Source organism: Vibrio sp. A8-1, from assembly GCF_013048685.1.
Taxonomy (GTDB): domain Bacteria; phylum Pseudomonadota; class Gammaproteobacteria; order Enterobacterales; family Vibrionaceae; genus Vibrio; species Vibrio metschnikovii.
In genome coordinates this window covers 1-19,233 of sequence record NZ_VHTC01000047.1, presented here as the reverse complement: position 1 = coordinate 19,233, position 19,233 = coordinate 1, and the positions used below count along the sequence as shown (strand labels likewise).

General features: G+C 44.7%; 12 protein-coding genes and 1 pseudogene. 8 read left to right on the top strand and 5 right to left on the bottom strand.

Annotated elements, in window-relative coordinates; genetic code table 11:
• Positions 1-178 precede the first annotated feature (178 nt).
• A complete protein-coding gene (locus FKN93_RS15955; RefSeq protein WP_170905626.1) occupies positions 179-1,078 on the bottom strand; it encodes an endonuclease/exonuclease/phosphatase family protein in 900 nt (299 codons plus the stop codon).
• A 289-nt stretch (positions 1,079-1,367) separates the two neighbouring features.
• On the opposite strand from FKN93_RS15955, the gene nrdD reads away from it, so the two are divergent.
• From nrdD to FKN93_RS15935, 4 genes are all read left to right on the top strand, one after another.
• On the top strand, positions 1,368-3,488 hold the full coding sequence (nrdD, locus tag FKN93_RS15950) for an anaerobic ribonucleoside-triphosphate reductase (RefSeq protein ID WP_170905625.1): 2,121 nt from the start codon (positions 1,368-1,370) through the stop codon (positions 3,486-3,488).
• A 34-nt stretch (positions 3,489-3,522) separates the two neighbouring features.
• Complete coding sequence (gene nrdG, locus FKN93_RS15945; RefSeq protein WP_154171123.1) at positions 3,523-3,990, top strand: anaerobic ribonucleoside-triphosphate reductase-activating protein; 468 nt, start codon at positions 3,523-3,525, stop codon at positions 3,988-3,990.
• Positions 3,991-4,065: 75 nt separating this feature from the next.
• Entirely contained in the window at positions 4,066-5,250 is a 1,185-nt protein-coding gene (locus FKN93_RS15940; protein WP_170905623.1) for an amino acid aminotransferase, read from the top strand.
• A gap of 23 nt (positions 5,251-5,273) precedes the next feature.
• Positions 5,274-5,894, top strand: a complete 621-nt coding sequence (locus tag FKN93_RS15935) for an ATP-dependent zinc protease (RefSeq protein ID WP_170905621.1) — start codon at positions 5,274-5,276, stop codon at positions 5,892-5,894.
• Positions 5,895-6,003: 109 nt separating this feature from the next.
• Here the strand turns inward: FKN93_RS15935 and fruA are convergent, their stop codons facing one another.
• The 3 genes from fruA to fruB form a co-directional block, all read right to left on the bottom strand.
• Positions 6,004-7,743, bottom strand: a complete 1,740-nt coding sequence (fruA, locus tag FKN93_RS15930) for a PTS fructose transporter subunit IIBC (protein WP_170905619.1) — start codon at positions 7,741-7,743, stop codon at positions 6,004-6,006.
• Positions 7,744-7,895: 152 nt separating this feature from the next.
• Positions 7,896-8,822, bottom strand: a complete 927-nt coding sequence (gene pfkB, locus FKN93_RS15925) for a 1-phosphofructokinase (protein WP_158145461.1) — start codon at positions 8,820-8,822, stop codon at positions 7,896-7,898.
• Between the two features lie 10 nt (positions 8,823-8,832).
• A complete protein-coding gene (fruB, locus tag FKN93_RS15920) occupies positions 8,833-9,981 on the bottom strand; it encodes a fused PTS fructose transporter subunit IIA/HPr protein (protein WP_170905617.1) in 1,149 nt (382 codons plus the stop codon).
• Positions 9,982-10,416: 435 nt separating this feature from the next.
• On the opposite strand from fruB, the gene cra reads away from it, so the two are divergent.
• The 4 genes from cra to FKN93_RS15900 all read left to right on the top strand — a co-directional run bounded on the left by cra (position 10,417) and on the right by FKN93_RS15900 (position 17,764).
• A complete protein-coding gene (gene cra / locus FKN93_RS15915) occupies positions 10,417-11,397 on the top strand; it encodes a catabolite repressor/activator (protein ID WP_170905615.1) in 981 nt (326 codons plus the stop codon).
• Positions 11,398-11,471: 74 nt separating this feature from the next.
• Positions 11,472-12,614 (top strand): exonuclease SbcCD subunit D, encoded by a 1,143-nt coding sequence (locus FKN93_RS15910; protein WP_170905613.1) that lies wholly within the window; start codon positions 11,472-11,474, stop codon positions 12,612-12,614.
• 3 nt (positions 12,615-12,617) lie between these two features.
• A complete protein-coding gene (locus FKN93_RS15905) occupies positions 12,618-15,662 on the top strand; it encodes an SMC family ATPase (protein WP_170905611.1) in 3,045 nt (1,014 codons plus the stop codon).
• Positions 15,663-15,715: 53 nt separating this feature from the next.
• Positions 15,716-17,764, top strand: coding sequence for a response regulator (locus tag FKN93_RS15900; RefSeq protein ID WP_154171116.1), 2,049 nt, complete (start codon positions 15,716-15,718; stop codon positions 17,762-17,764).
• Positions 17,765-17,944: 180 nt separating this feature from the next.
• Here the strand turns inward: FKN93_RS15900 and cqsA are convergent.
• Positions 17,945-19,114, bottom strand: a pseudogene (gene cqsA / locus FKN93_RS15895) (alpha-hydroxyketone-type quorum-sensing autoinducer synthase); the annotation flags it as partial.
• Positions 19,115-19,233: the final 119 nt, after the last annotated feature.

Genomic DNA, 19,233 nt, shown 5'->3' with positions numbered 1-19,233 from the left:
TCAGTTCTGAGTGAAATCATCACGTCAGTCGTTGAGAAGAAACCGTACCCGAACGTTTTTGATCTATAAACTGCACATGCTTCTTCAGGCATGGTAAGTCAAGATACCTCGGTGAACGCTTACAAATGTCATTCAATACGCCTGTTTTTTTATCTGGTCTTAATAGACTGTAAAAGAATTACCAGTGAAATTGACCATGAATCGGACAATGATCACTCAGTCGGTAGCGCAGCACTTCATCGTTAGGAAAAATCATTTGTTGTACTTGCTGATAGCTCACTTGGCTACTGACAATGATATGATCAATTAACGAACGAAAACGGTGTAGTTTATCTGGCTGACGGCGAGAGCGAACTTGGCAGCGTGCGGGCGTTTCTTGAGTCGCGAGTTGCACTGGCTTGTTTAACTCTTGGTTAATTATTTTCCATAGCCAATCCCCTTGGTAGGCGAGATTATGATTGAAATCTCCTAAGATCATAAACGCGTGTTGATGACGCTCTCGCTCTTGTAGCCAACGATTGAGTGCTTTGCCCTGAGTTTTTAAAATTTGGCAACTGTCAGTATTGGGATGGAAGGCTCCAGCGCATCCAGCTTTTAAATGCACTGAAAGCAAGTGGATCTCGTTCGGATTATCAGGATAGAGAATCACATACGTGGCGAAGCGCAGTTTATGATTAGCCCGTCCATAGAGATCAATATCAGCTGGTGTATCAAAAGGGATCGTTGATTTGATAGCAAAACCTGTATATTGATTGAGTTTACTGAATTGATGCTGCTGATGTTGTGGCATGGCGCGTTCAGATAAAACAATTCGATACTCATTACCCACCACCTTTTGGATGGCAGCAATACTATCCACTTCTTGAAAAGCCAGTACATCAGGGCTGAAACGCTGAAAATGTCGAGACAAGGCTTGAAAATCCGCTTCGCTACGTTTGCCCTTATCGTCAGGCGCATCGGGATTTAAGGTCAGCCATTCTATATTCCAGGTTGTGATACTGATCGGTTGTGCATAGCCACAAAATGAGCTGAGCAACACCACACACAGAGTCAATCGTGACAGAAATCGGGTTATCATGGTTATTTTCATCCGTTGAATCTTAAGTCCTTAGCCTAGCAGGCTTTTTAAAAAATCAATACGTTGTTTGAGAAAATGCCTATTTTCATCGTTTCTCAATAGATTGCGATCTCTGACCTCAATATCGTCGTCTTCTTGTCCATGGTCTGGTTTTTATTGATCTAAATCAATACGCCTCATGGCGGCATTTCGTCTAATATGCCACAACATATTGTGTTAGCGGTGCAGACTTTTATCTATATGGTGTATTTGTGGATAAGCGTGTGGATATTCTGGGTAAGGAGATATCATGAAACCAATCGTAATCAAGCGTGACGGCTCTAAAGCGTCGTTTAGCCGAGATCGTATTCAAGCGGCGGTAGAAAGCGCCGCTGATCAAGTCACCAGCGAGATTGCTATTTATGCACTCAATGTCGCGTTAGCGGTTGAATTACAACTTGAGGGACAGCAGCAGGTTCATATTGCTGAGATTCAAACCTTGGTTGAAAATGAACTGATGCAAGGGCCGTATAAAGGTTTGGCTCGCTCCTACATTGAATATCGTCACGATCGCGATATTGCCCGTGAAAAGCAGAGTACGCTAACCAAAGAAATTGAAGGTCTGATTGAAGAAAGTAATGCCGATCTACTCAATGAGAATGCCAATAAAGACGGTAAAGTGATCCCAACTCAGCGAGACTTATTAGCGGGGATTGTTGCTAAACATTACGCCAAAACCCGAATTCTCCCCCGAGATATTGTACAAGCCCATGAGCAAGGTGATATCCACTATCACGACCTTGACTACGCGCCATTTTTCCCAATGTTTAACTGCATGCTGATTGATTTGCAGGGGATGCTTACTCATGGTTTCAAGATGGGTAATGCTGAGATTGATACACCGAAATCGATTTCTACCGCCACGGCAGTAACCGCGCAAATTATCGCCCAAGTCGCTAGCCATATTTACGGTGGCACCACAATCAACCGCATTGATGAAGTGCTTGCCCCTTACGTGACGGCAAGCTATCACAAACATTTGGCGATTGCCGAAGAGTGGCACATTGCTAATGCACAAGATTTTGCTATGTCTCGTACCGAGAAAGAGTGTTACGACGCCTTCCAATCGCTGGAATATGAAGTCAATACCTTGCACACGGCTAATGGGCAAACCCCTTTTGTCACGTTTGGTTTTGGCTTAGGTACGTCGTGGGAAGCACGCTTAATTCAGCAATCGATCTTAAAAAATCGTATCGCTGGGCTTGGTAAAAATCGTAAAACCGCCGTATTCCCGAAATTAGTCTTTGCGATTAAACAAGGTTTGAACCATAAACCCGGTGACACCAACTACGATATTAAGCAGCTGGCTTTAGAGTGCGCGTCGAAGCGTATGTACCCCGATATTCTTAATTACGACAAAGTGGTTGAAGTCACGGGTTCATTCAAAACCCCAATGGGTTGTCGAAGCTTCCTCAATACATACCAAGAGCAGGGCGAGCTTGTTCATGAAGGGCGTAATAACTTAGGTGTAGTGAGTTTAAACCTGCCGCGTATCGCACTGAAAGCCAAGGGGGATTTGGACCAGTTCTATCGTTTGTTAGATCAGCAATTACTGCTGGCTCGTCGAGCCTTAGAGACTCGTATTAGTCGTTTAGAGAATGTTAAAGCGCGGGTCGCGCCGATTCTTTATATGGAAGGGGCTTGCGGTGTTCGTTTGCAAGCCGATGATACGATTGCGCAAATTTTTAAAGATGGCCGAGCGTCTATTTCGTTGGGTTATATTGGTTTACATGAAACCATTAATGCGTTGTTTGGTTCACAACAGCATGTTTATGATAGTCCGGCTTTACGCGATCACGCGTTAACTATTATCAGTCGCATGCGTGCGGCAGTGGATCAATGGAAAGAAGAGACTGGCTACGCGTTCAGCTTGTACGCGACGCCCAGTGAAAATTTGTGCAGCCGTTTCTGCCAAATTGACAGCAAAGAATTTGGGATTATTGCTGGAGTAACTGATAAGGGCTATTACACCAATAGTTTTCACTTAGATGTAGAGAAGAAAGTTAATCCATACGATAAAATTGACTTCGAAATGCCATACCCAGCGATATCCAGTGGTGGTTTTATCTGTTATGGCGAATTTCCTAATATGCAGCTCAATATTGAAGCATTGGAAAACGTCTGGGATTACAGTTATAGCCGAGTGCCATACTACGGCACCAATACGCCGATAGATGAGTGTTATGAGTGCGGATTTACCGGTGAATTTTCTTGTACCAGCAAAGGCTTTGTTTGTCCTAAATGTGGTAATCATGACTCTGCAAAAGTATCGGTCACGCGCCGAGTTTGTGGTTATCTCGGTAGTCCGGATGCAAGACCGTTTAACTTCGGCAAACAAGAAGAAGTCAAGCGCCGAGTGAAACACCTATGACGGCTTTTATCATCAGATCAACAGCGGTTGAGCTATGAATTATCATCAATATTATTCCGTTGATGTGGTGAACGGGCCGGGGACACGCTGCACTTTGTTTGTTTCTGGCTGTGTGCATCAATGTAAAGGTTGTTATAACCAAAGCACTTGGTCGTTGACTTCTGGTTTGCCGTTTACTGACCAGTTGGCCGATCAGATCATTGCTGATCTCAACGACCAGCGCATTATTAAGCGGGGTTTGTCACTGTCCGGTGGCGACCCTTTGCATCCGAGTAATGTCTCTACCGTTTTAGCTTTGGTGCAACGAGTTAATCAGGAATGCCCGGGCAAAGATATTTGGTTATGGACGGGTTACCGTTTATCAGAATTGAACGCTCAACAACGTCAAGTACTCGATCATATTGATGTATTAATTGATGGTAAGTTTGAGCAAGATAAAGCCGATCCCAGTTTACCGTGGCGGGGTAGCCATAATCAGGTGATACATAGTTGTAAAGTGTAAAAATTACTTTCGGTTTTATGGTTTCTGGTGTTTACTTGAAAGTCATTACTTGAATTTCAAAGGGTTGTGACTTTCATGCTAGACCATTTATCTGAACCAGTATTAGATCCTATTCTTTCTCTCTCCGTCGCTTTTCGCCAAGATCCCCGTCCTGAAAAGGTCGATTTGGGGATTGGCGTTTATAAAAATAGTCAAGGCCAAACACCGATCATGCAGGCGGTGCAACTGGCTCAGCAAAAGGTGATCCAGACTCAAACCACTAAATCCTACGTTGGGCTTGCCGGTTGTGAAGAGTTTAACCACAGTATCACGCAATTGGTCTTGGGTCATGAACACTCATTATCTGACCGTTTAACCACCATTCAGACTCCCGGAGCCAGTGGCGCATTGCGCATGTTGGGGGATTTAATGCGTGTTGCTCAGCCCGATACGACGGTGTGGTTAACCAATCCAAGCTATATTAATCATAAACCAGTCATGGAAGCGGCAGGATTAAAAGTAAAATACTATGCTTATTTTAGTCCGGAGACCAAAATGGTTGATCTTGCTGCCATGATGAGCGATCTGGCTCAGGCAGGACCGAAAGATGTGGTGTTACTGCATGGCTGTTGCCATAACCCGACAGGAGCGGATATTGATTTTTCCGTCTGGCAGGCGATAACGGAATTATCACTTAAACAAGGTTTTACTCCATTTGTGGATATCGCTTACCAAGGCTTTGGTGAGTCACTTGAAGGCGATGCTCAAGGTGTGCGTTATATGGCGCAGCGGGTAGAAGAGATGCTGATTACTACTTCGTGCTCGAAAAACTTTGGTTTGTATCGTGAACGGACTGGAGCGGCAATCGTATTAGGTAAAAACGCTCAGCAGGTCGCCAATGCGCGAGGCAAAATGTTGACCCTAGCACGAGCCACTTACACCATGCCACCTGATCACGGTGCGGCTTTGGTGAAAACCGTATTACAAGATGAAAAGTTAACCAACCTTTGGCTGCAAGAATTGACAGAAATGCAGCAACGATTGTTAAGCCTTCGTCAAACCTTGTGTAATGAGTTGAGAAATCAACACAATACGTCACAATTCGACTTTATCCAAAGCCACAAAGGGATGTTTACTATGCTCGGTTTTAGTCCAGAACAGATGGGTCGTTTACGCGATCAGTTCGCGATTTATGCGGTGGCTGATGGTCGAATTAATATCGCCGGTCTAACGGAGAAAGACATCCCTTATGTAGCAGAGGCGATCGTTAGCGTGTCATAACAGTAGTTGAATGAGGTAAATGAATGAAACAACCATGGAAAATCCTTCTAACGTTGCTGCTTAGTGGGGGGTTAGTTGCTTGTGCGATGGTTCCTTCTTCTGAGCAAACTGAAACCTCAGCCCAAATTGAGCAACCCGAACCAGAAACGGAATCTGCAAAACCGGAAGTAGAACCACCAGAGATTGTTGAGCCCGAGGTGCCTGCGGCGACCAAAACATCCGATGGTAAACTGATTTTTGGTGAAAAAGAGTGGGTTTATGTACCGGCAATAGAAGAGAGCTTTCGGGCTCGCATCGATACCGGAGCAACCACATCTTCGATTAGTGCAGTCGATGTTGAAGCTTTTGAACGGGATGGAGAAGATTGGGTCAAGTTTCGTATTGAACATGATGGAATAAAAAGTGGTGAGATCAATTTACCTGTTGAACGTTGGGTACGCATTCGTCAATCGTCCGATAACAGTTATCAGCGTCGTCCGGTGGTGATGATGTGGGTACAACTTGGAGAGATGAAAGATCATACTCAATTCACTTTAGCCAATCGAACCCATCTCACCTTTCCTATATTGTTAGGGCGGAGCTTTTTTAGGGATGTGGCGGTGGTTGATGTAAGTCGTGAATATGTCCAAGGTAAGCATCAATAACATCTACAGTGGTAGAAGTAATGAAACAAAAAAGTCAGCGTATCGCTGACTTTTTGCTTTTTTGAACAAGGAGCACAGAGCCTGATGGCTTGCACCATGGTTGAGAGGTTTAAGCTTGAACGGCTTGTGTACTTGCCGCTGCGCGTGATTTTAAAAACGCATAGCCTACACCGGTCACGATAGTACCAGCAGCGATCGCGACCAAATACATCAATACTGGCGTGATGGCATTCGGGATCAACAAGACAAATAGTCCACCATGCGGTGCCATGAGTTGTGCACCAAACAGCATGGATAGTGCTCCGGTTAATGCACCGCCCACCATACATGCCGGGATAACTCGCATGGGGTCTTTGGCTGCAAAAGGAATTGCCCCTTCAGAGATAAAACACAAGCCCAGTACAAATGAGGCTTTGCCTGCTTCACGTTCACTTGCGGCAAATTTATTTTTGGCTAAGAACGTGGCAAGGCCCATCCCTAATGCAGGTACCATCCCTGCCGCCATGATCGCAGCCATGGGCGCATAGGTGTTTGACGCTAATAGACCAACACCAAAAGTATACGCCGCTTTGTTGACTGGGCCACCTAAGTCAAAGCACATCATCGCACCAAGAATAATGCCTAATAACACGGCATTGGTGGAACCCATGCTATTTAAAAACTCAGTCAGCGCCGACATGATGCCTGAAACTGGCCCGCCGACGATATAAATCATCACTAAACCGGTGACTAAGCTGGCGATAAACGGAATGATTAAAATCGGCTTAAGCGCTTCCATTGACTGAGGCAAGGAGACATTATCAGCAATCCATTTTGCACTATAACCGGCGATGAAACCGGCCGCGATACCGCCTAAAAAGCCAGCGCCCGTTGAGCTAGCGAGCATGCCACCAATCAGACCAGGTGCCAGACCAGGACGGTCGGCAATCGAAAAAGCAATATAACCAGCCAGTACGGGGATCATCAATGCAAAGGCGGATCCACCACCTATGGTCATCAAAGCGGCGGCAAGGGTGCCTTCTTCTTTAAAAGCTTCAATACCAAACACGAAAGAGAGGGCGATCAATAAGCCACCAGCAACGACCACAGGGAGCATATGTGAAACCCCAGTCATCAGGTGTTTATAGACGCCTTTTTTCTCGTCACTAGACGATGCACTACTTGATCCTGAGTGTTGGTAAGTGGTGGCTTGGACCAAGGCTTTATCCATCTCTTCAGCGGTTTTCTTAAGAGCGGGGCCAGTTTTGGTGCGATACAGCGCTTTACCATTAAAGCGCTCAAGAGGCACTTCAATATCGGCGGCAATAATCACTAAATCGGCCTCGGCAATATCTTGCTCAGTGAGTTGATTTTTGGCACCGACCGAGCCACGAGTTTCGACTTTGATTTGGTGGCCGCGGCGTTTGGCTTCTTCTTCCAGCGCTTCCGCTGCCATAAAGGTATGAGCAACACCGGTTGGACACGCGGTGATAGCGACGATCTTTTTCACCGCTGACGCGTTTGATCTACTGGGTGCAGTGGTGGTCACGGCTGAGGCGTTCAGTACTTTGGCTTGTTCTACTGCTGTGGTTAAGTACGTGCTCGGATCGCTGGTGCAGGCTGAAATCTCACTTTGGTAGAATTTTTTACCGACAAAACGCGAGGTATCGACCGGCGTATTAGCAGCAATGATCACCACTTCAGCTTGAGCAATATCGGCCTCGGTTAAGGTTGTCGTGTCGAGTATCGAAGAGTGACACTCGACAGTGGCATTCCAGTTCAGTGATTTCGCTGCTTGTTCTAATAAACCGGCGGCGATAATGCTATTGGCAACCCCGCTGGGGCATGCGGTAATGATGGCAATATTCATAGTGTTGACCTTTTGTCGTTAATGGTTAGTTCATAGACTAATCAATGGTTTACCCTAGTAACTTAAGACGATGGCGGTTTTAACAGCTCGGTATATTTTTTCTACCCAGTTACCTCGCTGTCGTTGGTGACTGCTTTCGTCAAGTCGTGTGGTTATAATTGGATATCGTTTTGTAGAGCTGTGACTTTGTTGATGTCAGGAACGCCAACGCCCACCTGCGTTACCGCAAGAGCGGATAGCGCGGTTGCAAAGGTGATCAATGACGATTTATCCATATTTTGCATATGCCCCCAACACAAACCGGCCACTAAGGTATCGCCAGCACCGACCGTGCTCACGACCGGCATTTTGGGTGGTTTGGCGTGTAGCCATTGGCCTTGATTAAGCCACATCGTGCCTTGTGCCCCCATGGATACCACAATATTAGCGATACCTTTATCGGCGAGTTGTTGAGCGGCGGCTTGACACGCTTCAGGGGTATGCAGAGGGTGGCCAACAAACTGAGCCAGTTCTTCTTCATTGGGTTTAATTAACCATGGCTTTGCATCGACTCCGGCGATTAGAGCCTCACGGCTGCTATCAAACAGCACTTTTTTACCCAGTAAGCCCAGTTGCTCAATCCATGTTGCGCAGCGCTGTGGGGAGAGACCGGATGGTAGACTGCCTGCAATGATGAAGTACTCGTGATCATCAGCGAGCTGGAACAGTCTCTGCTCGAACCGTTGAATATCTTGTTCATTGACATGAATACCAGGGAAATTGATGTCACTGACTTGACCAGATTGTTCGACCAATTTGACATTAATTCGTGTCGCTCCAGGTAGACGAATAAACTGATCGTTTGCGCCTATTTCAGCAAAGAGTTGACAAAACATTTCTTGGTTATCTTGACCAAGAAATCCTGTCACCGTGACTTGAGCACCAAGATCGCTGAGCACTTTGGCTACATTGACCCCTTTACCCGCCGCATGTAATGAACCTTGTTGAACTAAGCTCACGGAACCAACATGCATTTTTTCCATGCTGCCAGTGAGATCAAGTGCTGGATTCAAGGTAATGGTAACGACTTTCATACTCATCATCGGCTCCTTAATGCTCACCAAGACCGGATTTAATCGCTGCGCCAATCGATTCAAGGGCAAGGGCGGCATCTGGCCCTTCAGCGCTAAATTGCAGTTGGTGGCCGTGTTTCACTCCTAGGGCGATAACTTTCATTAAGCTTTTCGCGTTGGCCGCTTTACCATCACCATCTAAATTGACCACCTTGATGTTGGCTTGAAATTTCTTCGCTTCTGCCACGAGCATGGCGCCGGGACGAGCATGCAAACCATGTGAATTGGTAATTTTAAAGATCGAGGTTTCAACATTCGCGTTGTTTTCTGGGTGGCTAGAAGCAGCTTGGGCGTTGTCTTGAGAAAATAACGCGACCAATTGATGGGCATCCGCTTGTAATAATTGCTCTTGCTGCTGGTTGAAGACAAGCTGGGTGATGATATTAAGAAACGAGCGATGGGTATCATTACAAGCGGCAATCGCGATCAAAGCTTTGACAGCAATGCCTTGGTACTCACAATGATTAGCGGTAGAAACAAATGACATCGCGCTGCGCGTCACACTTTGGTTACTGCTGATTAACCATAACCCTTTGCCTAAATGGGTAGGGGACTTGGTGACCAGATCGGCGACAAAAGCACTATCAGTACAGCCAGTATTTTTCAGTAAACCACCCGCCACCGCGGTCATTTGCAGCATGTCACTGGCAGGGAAGTGCAGTTGAATCAAAGCAGGATCAAAATCAGCGGCAAATTGCACTTCGCCATTGAGTAGTGCGACTAAATCACTCGCTTGTTGTACTTGTTTGAGCTGATTCTCAACGCCATCGGCAGAGAGCACCTTGGTCAGTTGCTTTAATATGCCTAAATGTTCATCGGATTTGGCTGCAATACCAATCGCGACATAGACGATATTACCCTCACCCCAATCAACGCCGTTGGCAAAATGATGCACGGTGACGCCAGTCTGCTTAACCAGTTCGCGAGTTTCAATCGTGCCATGGGGAATGGCGATACCGCTGCCTAAAAAAGTTGAATTTTGCGCTTCGCGGTTAAGCATACCTTGAACATAGCCTGACTCGACCAGTTGTTTTTCAGTAAGGTCTGCCGCGATAGCACGAATGGCATCTTGTTTGTTCGAGGGTGTCTGCGCTAATCGAATATCTTGCGTAGAGAGTTGCAACATGTTTGGCCCCTTAGCCAGAAATGGCTTGTGTTGATAATGCGAGTCGCTTTTTCTGACTATCCCCTTCCTACTTGAAGCTGCAGGGGGGCTATGTTCGTTCACCCCAATCATGGAGCCTATCTATGCTCATGGGGACTCACTCACTTGCCACCTACCTGCAACTCCAAGTTGTTTGGGTATAGAGTCGCATTATCGTGATTTATGATTAAGCTGAATCGTTTCAGCTTTAAGTTTAAAAAAATTTAGCAAACGCTATAGTTTATGAATCAGTCGCTTTCATTAGGTTTAGTCCAAAAAACTCGACTTAGCTACCAATTTAAACTTTTGCTGAATCCTTTCAGCTTTGATACTGAATCGATTCAGCTTATAATTCAACTCAATTAAGGATCAAAAAATTGTTTCTATGATCCCACGCACAGAACCCGAGTAGTGGATATGACACTAGATGAAATAGCCAAATTGGCAGGCGTCTCAAAAACAACGGCCAGCTATGTGATTAATGGCAAAGCGACCAAATATCGCATTAGCCAAAAAACTCAGCAAAAAGTGATCGCGATTGTTGAGCAGTATGATTACCGCCCAGATTTAGCCGCATCTTCGTTAAGAGCGGGCAATAGTCGCTCGTTTGGCTTGATTATTCCCGATTTAGAAAACACCAGTTATGCCAAATTAGCCAAATTACTTGAACACAATTCACGTCAAGCGGGTTATCAAATATTAATTGGCTGCTCTGATGATGATGCAGAAATTGAGAAAAATGTTGCCCATGCTCTCGTCTCTCGGCGGATTGATGCCTTATTTGTGGCCAGTAGCTTGGCGGATGCCAGCGAATTTTATTGGCAGGTTCAACAAGCGGGCACGCCGGTGATTGCCATTGACCGACCTTTGGATGATGAACATTTTCCTTGCGTGGTCAGTGAGGATTTTAGTGCCGCCTTTGAACTCACCCAATCGGTATTGAGCAATGAGGTGAAGTGCGTTGGTTTGATTGGCGCATTGCCTGAATTAAGTATCTCTCAAGAGCGGCAAATGGGCTTTGAATCGGCGTTGAAGCAGGCGAATAAGCAAATGGTTCTGGCTTATGGCGAGCACTTTAATCGCGAGGAAGGGCGGCGAGTGTTCGCACAGTGGTATGAGCAAGATAACATGCCCGATGCCGTGGTAGTGACGTCTTATACCTTATTAGAAGGGGTATTAGACGTATTATTAGAGCATCCAGCACTGATGGATAAACTAAGACTGGCGACCTTTGGTGATAATAGATTATTAGATTTCTTGCCAATTAAAGTGAACTCATTACCCCAGCAGTTTGAATTGATCGCCGATAGTGCGATGGCATTAGCTCTGAACGCCTCGGCAAAACGTTTTGCTAATGGTATTGAGTTAATTCCGCGTCGGTTGAAAGTGCGCCGCTGATTAATGAAAGCAATGATCTTATCCTAGCTTAAGGTTATCATAGGCTTAACATCACCTTTGCTTACAGGCTGGCAATGAAGTTTTTACACACTTCCGATTGGCATTTAGGCCGTCACTTTCACAATGTCTTTTTATTGGATGATCAACGGCAGGTCTTAAACCAACTTATCGATTATATCACTCTTCATCCGGTGGATGCGTTGTTGATCGCCGGTGATATTTATGACCGCTCAGTACCACCGACCGCCGCAATTGAGCTATTGGATGAAGTATTAACGCGCATTTGTCAGCAATTACAGACCCCAGTGATCATGATCCCTGGCAACCATGATGGCGCGAAGCGTTTAGGTTTTGCCGCCAAACATATGCAGTCGTCTGGCTTGCATATTATCAGTGACTTTACGCAAATGTTACAGCCTGTGGTGCTTAGCTCAGAGCAAGCCGGCGAAGTGGCTTTTTATGGTATGCCTTATAGCGATCCTGAGCAGGTTCGTGATGCGTTTAAAAATAAGGTCAGCACTCATGATCAGGCACATCAATTTCTTTGTCAGCAGATTGTTGATACGTTCAATCCTGCCCAGCGTCATGTCTTGCTTAGTCACTGTTTTGTCGATGGCGCAAGTACCTCAGATTCAGAGCGACCGCTGTCGATTGGCGGCGCTGACTGTGTGAATCACCAGCACTTTTTACCCTTTGATTATGTTGCATTAGGGCATTTGCATCAGCCGCAATATAAAGGCCAAGATTATATTCGTTACAGTGGCTCGCTGATGAAATACAGCTTCTCTGAGCAATATCATAAAAAAGGCATGACTTTAGTGGAATTGAATCAAGAGGGTTTTGTGTCGGCACAACCGATCCCGCTCACCGCGCCCCATGATATGCGTGTTATTGAAGGAGAACTAGAGACCTTGTTGGCTCAAGGTCAGCAAGACCCTCATGCGGATGATTATCTACTGGTGCGTTTAATGGATAAGCACGCCATTTTAGATCCGATGGAAAAGCTGCGCAAAGTATACCCAAATGTGTTGCATTTAGAGAAACCGGGTATGTTAATGGATAGTGAGCAGCCAATGGGTCGAGCTCGTTTGGCGCGTGGTGAGCTGGATATGTTTCGAGATTTTTTTCTTGAAGCTAAGCAAGAGCCGTTAACGGAATTGCAAACACAGGCGATTAGCCAAGTCATTCAGTCACTCAAAAATCAGGAGTCAAATTAAGTTATGCGTCCAATTACTTTGACTCTGCAAGCTTTTGGCCCGTTTGCGAGCCAGCAAGTGGTCGATTTCAGCGCTTTTGGTCATGCGCCGCTTTTTTTAATCAATGGCCCAACAGGGGCAGGGAAAAGCTCGCTACTCGATGCGATATGCTATGCCTTGTATGGCGAAACTACGGGTAGCGAACGTTCTGGCGATCAAATGCGCTGTGATTATGCGCCTGATTCTGTTCTGACGGAAATAGAGTTTGTCTTTGAGCTGCATAATCGGCGGTTTAAGATCATCCGCAGCCCGGATCAGCAGGTGGCGAAACAGCGCGGTGAAGGCACCACTAAAAAATCTCATGCCGCGAGCTTAATCGAACGGTTCGCTAATGACGAAGAAAAGCTGCTGGCTCATAGCCCTAAGCGTGTTGCTTCTGCGGTGGTTGAATTAATTGGCCTAGATGTAAAGCAATTTCGTCAAGTGATGGTGATTCCGCAAGGTAAATTTCGTGAATTGTTAGTCGCGAACTCAAAAGAGCGCGAACAAATCTTTGGTCAGCTATTTCAAACCCATATTTATACGCAAATTGAACGGGAATTGTTTGAGCGAGCGGCAGAGATTCGTCGCCAAAAAGAGCAATTTGATCAGCAAATAAAAGGGGCGTTGAATGTTGTTGCTATGGCCAGTGAAGAGGAATTGCAGCAAGCACTGACCAGCGTTGAGCCAAGCTTAAAAAACAGCGAGCAAAGCCATCAACAAGCGCAGCAGAAGCTTGATGTTCTTAAGCAACAATGGCACGCGGGGCAAGAGTTACAAGCGAAATTTAGCCAGCAAGAGCAGTTGGCTTTAGAGCAAGCACAATTAACCGCGCAACAGGCTGAGATCGATGAGTGGCAAGTAAGATTGCAACAAGACCAAAAAGCGGCGCGGCTCGACTTACCTTATCAACAATTATCTGATGTACGGCAGCAATTGACGCTGGCTGAGCAAGCGCAAAAAACGCATCAACAAGCGGTGAGTCAAACACAGCAGCAAGTGACGGTGGCAACGGCAGCTTATCAGCAGGCAGATCAAGCCGCACAGCAAATTGATGCGCTCAGCCAACAGTTGTATCAACTGGAAAGCATGGGTAAAAAATGGGTTGAGTTAGAGCAACAACGGCATCAGCAGACTAACGCGTTAGCGGCGTTGAAGGCGGCGCAGACTCAGCATCAGCAGTTGAAAAAGCACCTTGCTGATTTAGAACAGCAGCGCCAAGAGCAGCAGCAAGCATTAGAACGGGTGATTAGCCAACGAAGCGGTCTGGAAACTAAACAGCTACAGTGTAGCCAACTGAATGAGCATATTCAGTTACGTGTCAAGCAGCAATCTTTAACCGAACAAATCAACCAGTTACAGCAAGCGTATCAACAAGCTGGGCAAGCTTATCAGCAGGCTCAGCAGCAAACGTTGCAGGCTAGCCAGCATGTCGATCAGTTGGAATTTTATTGGCACAGTAATCAAGCCGCAGAATTGGCACAGAAACTCGCACCAGGTAATCCATGTCCAGTCTGTGGTAGTGAGCATCATCCTCATATCGCACAATTTTCTGGTCAAGTGGTGAGTAAAGATCAGGTTCAGCAAGCTCGTCAGGCTCAGCAACATCATCAAGCGAATGAAACCGAACAACTGAAACAATACCAAAAGGCTGAAAACAATCTTAGTCATTATCAGCAGCAGCTCAAGCAGTTCGAGGAGCAAATCGAGCACAAGGCATTGCCAGAATTAACCGCATTGCAACATCAACATCAAGCATTAACTGCTGAAATTGAGCGTCTAACGCTGTTAAATCCGCAAGCCCTTGAGCATCAACTGAGCCAAGTGATGGTGGCCTTGCAGCAAGTTCAGTTACAACTTGAGCAGCAGCAACATAAAGTCGATCAAGCCAGTAAAACAGAGATTGAAGCACAAACCAAAGTCACCAGTTTACAAGCTGAAGTGGCTAGTGAATTTACTGATGCCGCTCAAGTGCGTGAAGCCTATGGACGGGTGAAAAAACAGATCACCGCGTTGCAGCAAGCTGAATTACAGGTTCGAACCCAGTTAGCTGCGGCTCAGCAGGCTTTATCTTCTGCTCAAGCAAGCTTAATCAGCGCCGAGCAGCAAGCAAAACGTTGGTTGGACAGTGAGCAGCGTTTAGCCCAGGAATGGCAAGCGGCGCTTAACGACAGTGCTTTTTCCTCGCTAGAGGATTATCTGCAGGCCAAGTTAGCAGAAGAGGCCCGCTTATCCATAGAACAGAAAGTTCGTCAATTTGAGCAGCACCGAGCGACGCTACAAGGCCAGTGGGATGCGTTGGCTAAGGAGTTGAACAACCAAACGCCGCCGAATCTCACCGAACTCAAGGCCGCGGTAGAACAGCAACAAGCCCATGTTACGCTTTGCTTGCAGCAGCTCAGTGAAGTTCGCTCACGTTACGACAGTTTACGCCAAGTGAGCGACAAGTTGGTTACGCTTTATCAGAACAATGTGCAACTTGAAAAAGAGTATCAAATTTACGGCACATTAAGTGATATAGCCAATGGACGCACGGGCGCTAAAGTCAGTTTGCACCGCTTTGTGTTAGGCGTGCTGCTTGATGATGTCTTAATTCAGGCTTCACAACGTTTGCAAAGAATGAGTAAAGGACGCTATTGGTTAAAACGTAAAGAAGATCGCGCTAAAGGTAATGCGGGTTCAGGGCTCGATTTAATGGTCGAAGATGGCTATACGGGAAAATGGCGCGATGTGGCGACATTATCGGGCGGAGAATCTTTTATGGCGGCGTTAGCATTGGCATTAGGTTTATCCGATGTAGTGCAAGCCTACAGCGGTGGGATTCGCCTCGATACTCTGTTTATTGATGAAGGATTTGGTAGCTTAGATCCTGAATCGTTAGATTTGGCAATCCAAACCTTAGTTGATTTGCAGCAAGGGGGGCGCTGCATTGGCATAATTTCTCACGTTGCTGAGCTCAAAGAGCAAATTGCTTTACGGTTAGATATCGTGACCTCAACCCTCGGCAGTAGCATTAAACTTGTTGTATAGTTCAAAGATAGGATAGAGGATTGATCAATGGATCATAGGCAGCGATAACTCATATGGATGCGGTAAAAAAAATATACCAATACGCAGAACCAAACTTAACATTAGTTGGATGGATGGGCTTCATCGGTTTTCCGATTTACTATTATGTATGGACTTACCTGTTTCCCCAAGGCTATGAATCGTTTTGGCTACGGGGATTTTGCTCGCTATTGTTTGCCGGAATTGCTTTTCGCCACTCATTTCCCAAAGCATTACAGCGCTATTTACCGTATTACTATCTGCTTTCAATAGGCTTTTGTTTACCTTTTTTCTTCTCTTTTATGATGTTGATGAACGATTGGTCGACAGTCTGGGCGATGTCTTTTATGGCATCGATTTTCTTGCATATTCTGCTAGTTCATGAAACTAAGGTGATGTTGCCACAAGCGATTATTTCCGTATTACTCGCTTACTTCTCGGTTTATGTTGTCGTTGATGCCGCCCCTAGTCAGATGATTTCTTGGACTTATGTACCTATTTTTATCTTTACTTATGTATTCGGTAATCTGTTCTACTTTCGCAATCAGGTATCACACGAGAGCAAAGCATCATTAGCAAAATCGTTTGGTGCAGGAATTGCACACGAAATGCGTAATCCACTCAGTGCGCTTAAGTCTTCTCTTGATGTGGTGCGTACTCTAGTTCCTTCCCCCCATTCAGGCCAAGCAACTCATATTATTAATCAACAAGATTTACAGCAATTGCATGAAATATTAAATGATGCGGATGAGGTGATTCATTCTGGTAATGAAACCATAGATTTATTGTTAACGTCAATTGATCAGCATCGTGTCTCAACGTCGACCTTTCGAAAATTATCCGCTGCTACGGTGGTTGAAAATGCTATTCATTCTTTTGCCTACAAACGGGCCGTTGATCGAGCAGCCGTTTCATTAACCGTTAATCAAGATTTTGATTTTTTTGGTAGCGATACCTTACTTAAGTTTGCGTTGTACAATTTACTGAAAAATGCTTTTTATTATCAAAGTAGTGAAGTGTTTACGATTAACATCGAATTGAATCGAGTCGATGAGCAGAATGTGATTACTGTCAAAGATAATGGGATTGGTATTGAAGCAGAACAGCTCGAAGAAATTTTTAAGGACTTCTATACCTTTGGTAAACATAATAGTTATGGGTTAGGGCTGCCTTTTTGTCGAAAAGTTATGCATTCATTTGGCGGTGAAATTATTTGCCATTCCGTCTTCGGTGAATGGACCCAATTTACCCTTCAGTTTCCAGATGTTGAATCCGAACGTATCAAACAGATAAAACACGATCTACTAAAATCTAAATCGATTTTATTGATTGGTGAACCGAGTTTATTAAGTCGGCATCTGAATGAACAAGCTTTTTATTTAGGGTTTACTTTGCATATGCTCACTCTCAGTCAAGCGATGCAAAAAGAAGCGTATGAATTTGAATTTGATCTTATTTTTATTGATTTAGCTCCATTTGAAACACAGTGGGATAAATTGAGCTTACTGGAAGGTCAATTACATTTTACTGAAGCCAGAATTAGTTATATTTATGACCAATCTAAGCGTTATCCTATTAATATCTCTCGTTACTTAACAATTTATCCAATTGAAATACGTCATTTGTTAAAAGACAGTATTGGAACCATCGAGAAGCTATTATTTTCGATTGATGAGCTTGAGGTTGAAAGGGGAAATATACCACAACGAGAAGTCAATTATCAAAGAAGCATCTTATTAGTCGATGACAATGATTCTTTACGAACGTTTTCTGCTATATTATTAGAAAAGCAGGGTTATGATGTTTATCAAGCTCATGATGGTCAACAAGCTTTAGAGATATTAAAACAACATACTATGGATTTAATCTTAATGGATGTTGAAATGCCGGTTATTGATGGATTACAGGCGACGAATATCATCCGCAGTTCAATGGCCGAATACCGAAAAACGCCTATTATTGGCTATACAGGGGATAATAGCTCAGAAACGATAAATCGTCTCTACCGTGCTGGAATGAATGATTATATTGTTAAACCTGCTGATAAAGATAAATTATTAAATAAAGTGGCCGATTGGTTATAGGATACAAGGTTTCCCCTGTATCCTATATATCCTTCCTCCTTTAAGCTGCAGCGGTGTTGGCTGCGTTCGTTCACCCCAATCACATAGTCTGCCTATGCTCATGGATATGCACTCACTTGCCGCCTACCTGCAACTCCAAGTTGTTTGGGTATAATTCTCTTTCCTTGAATCGATCTTTAATTATTTAAAATAGAGTTGCTTATTGTGTATCGCAGACTCACAGACTGAGAGAATTTTTTGAATGTCAGAGTCTTTTAGTGAGCTGTTTAACGATAATCGAATAATGTTTTTATTTTTTGCCGTGGCAGGGCGACAAAAGACTGCGCCAAATACGCCATTATTCTCTAGAAAATCACGAACATTTTCGGTATTACGTTCATCGCCTGTTTCTAAAGCAATAATTTGCGATTGACTACGAATCGTAAAACCAAGTTCAAGTAAGCCATGGCGTAACTGCTCACTGTGACGAAAAAGTTGTTTTCTTCTTTCATCCGCCGATTGGATTACCGATAACGTAGCACTGAGCGCTGCGACTTCATAAGGCAGAATTGTCGAGCTAAAGATCGCGGGATAACCGACAAAAGGTAAACAGCGATCAACATGGTTATTCGCCCAGATAGCGCCAGCTCGATAAGCAAAGCTTTTCGCTAAACTCACCGTCATAAAATCAACCTGTGATGATAAACCAAGTTCAGCGAGCAAACCGGCACCTTTAGGACCATGAGTACCGAGTGAATGAGACTCATCAACTAAAATAGCGCAACCATACTGTTTAGCTATCGCAACTAAATCTGCTAATGGGGCGACAGTACCAATTGTACTATAGATAGAATCGACCACGATCAATCCGGGTCCATGACGTTTAATGAGCTTCACTAAATGATCACAGTGATTATGCATAAAAGGGTGCAGATGAGCATTGGCATAGCGAGCTCCCTCCCAAAGTGACATATGAGCAAAAAAGTCGATATAGACGTTGGTATCGGCTGAGCAGATCGTTTGTAATAGTGCGGTATTCGCATTCCAGCCAGACTGCGAAAGTAGACACGTATCAAATTGAGCAAATTGGGCAAGCTGTTGCTCAAGATCAGGTTTATCAGCCTCATCTTGTAAAAAGATCGCCGACATAAACACACTATCGGTACTATCATCGATGGCTTGTTTTAAGTGAGCCTTAATGAGCGGATGATGAGATAAACTAAGGTAATCATTACTCTGTAAAATAATATCATTAGTGCTCGGACGCTTGCCTAGAACCAAATGTTTGCCATTATTATTACTATCAATAAGGTCGTTAATAAATAAATCTAATCGTTGTTGAATAAATTCAGGTAGTTGTTTTTTTGTAAGTGTTCACCAAGCCCCTATTGACAGAAAAAGTGTGACACTCAGCACTTGATCCACTTTTTACTATTGAGTGATCATTCCAGTGCTTCATCCTGTTTGTTATGAGCAGAAAGAAAGCCCCT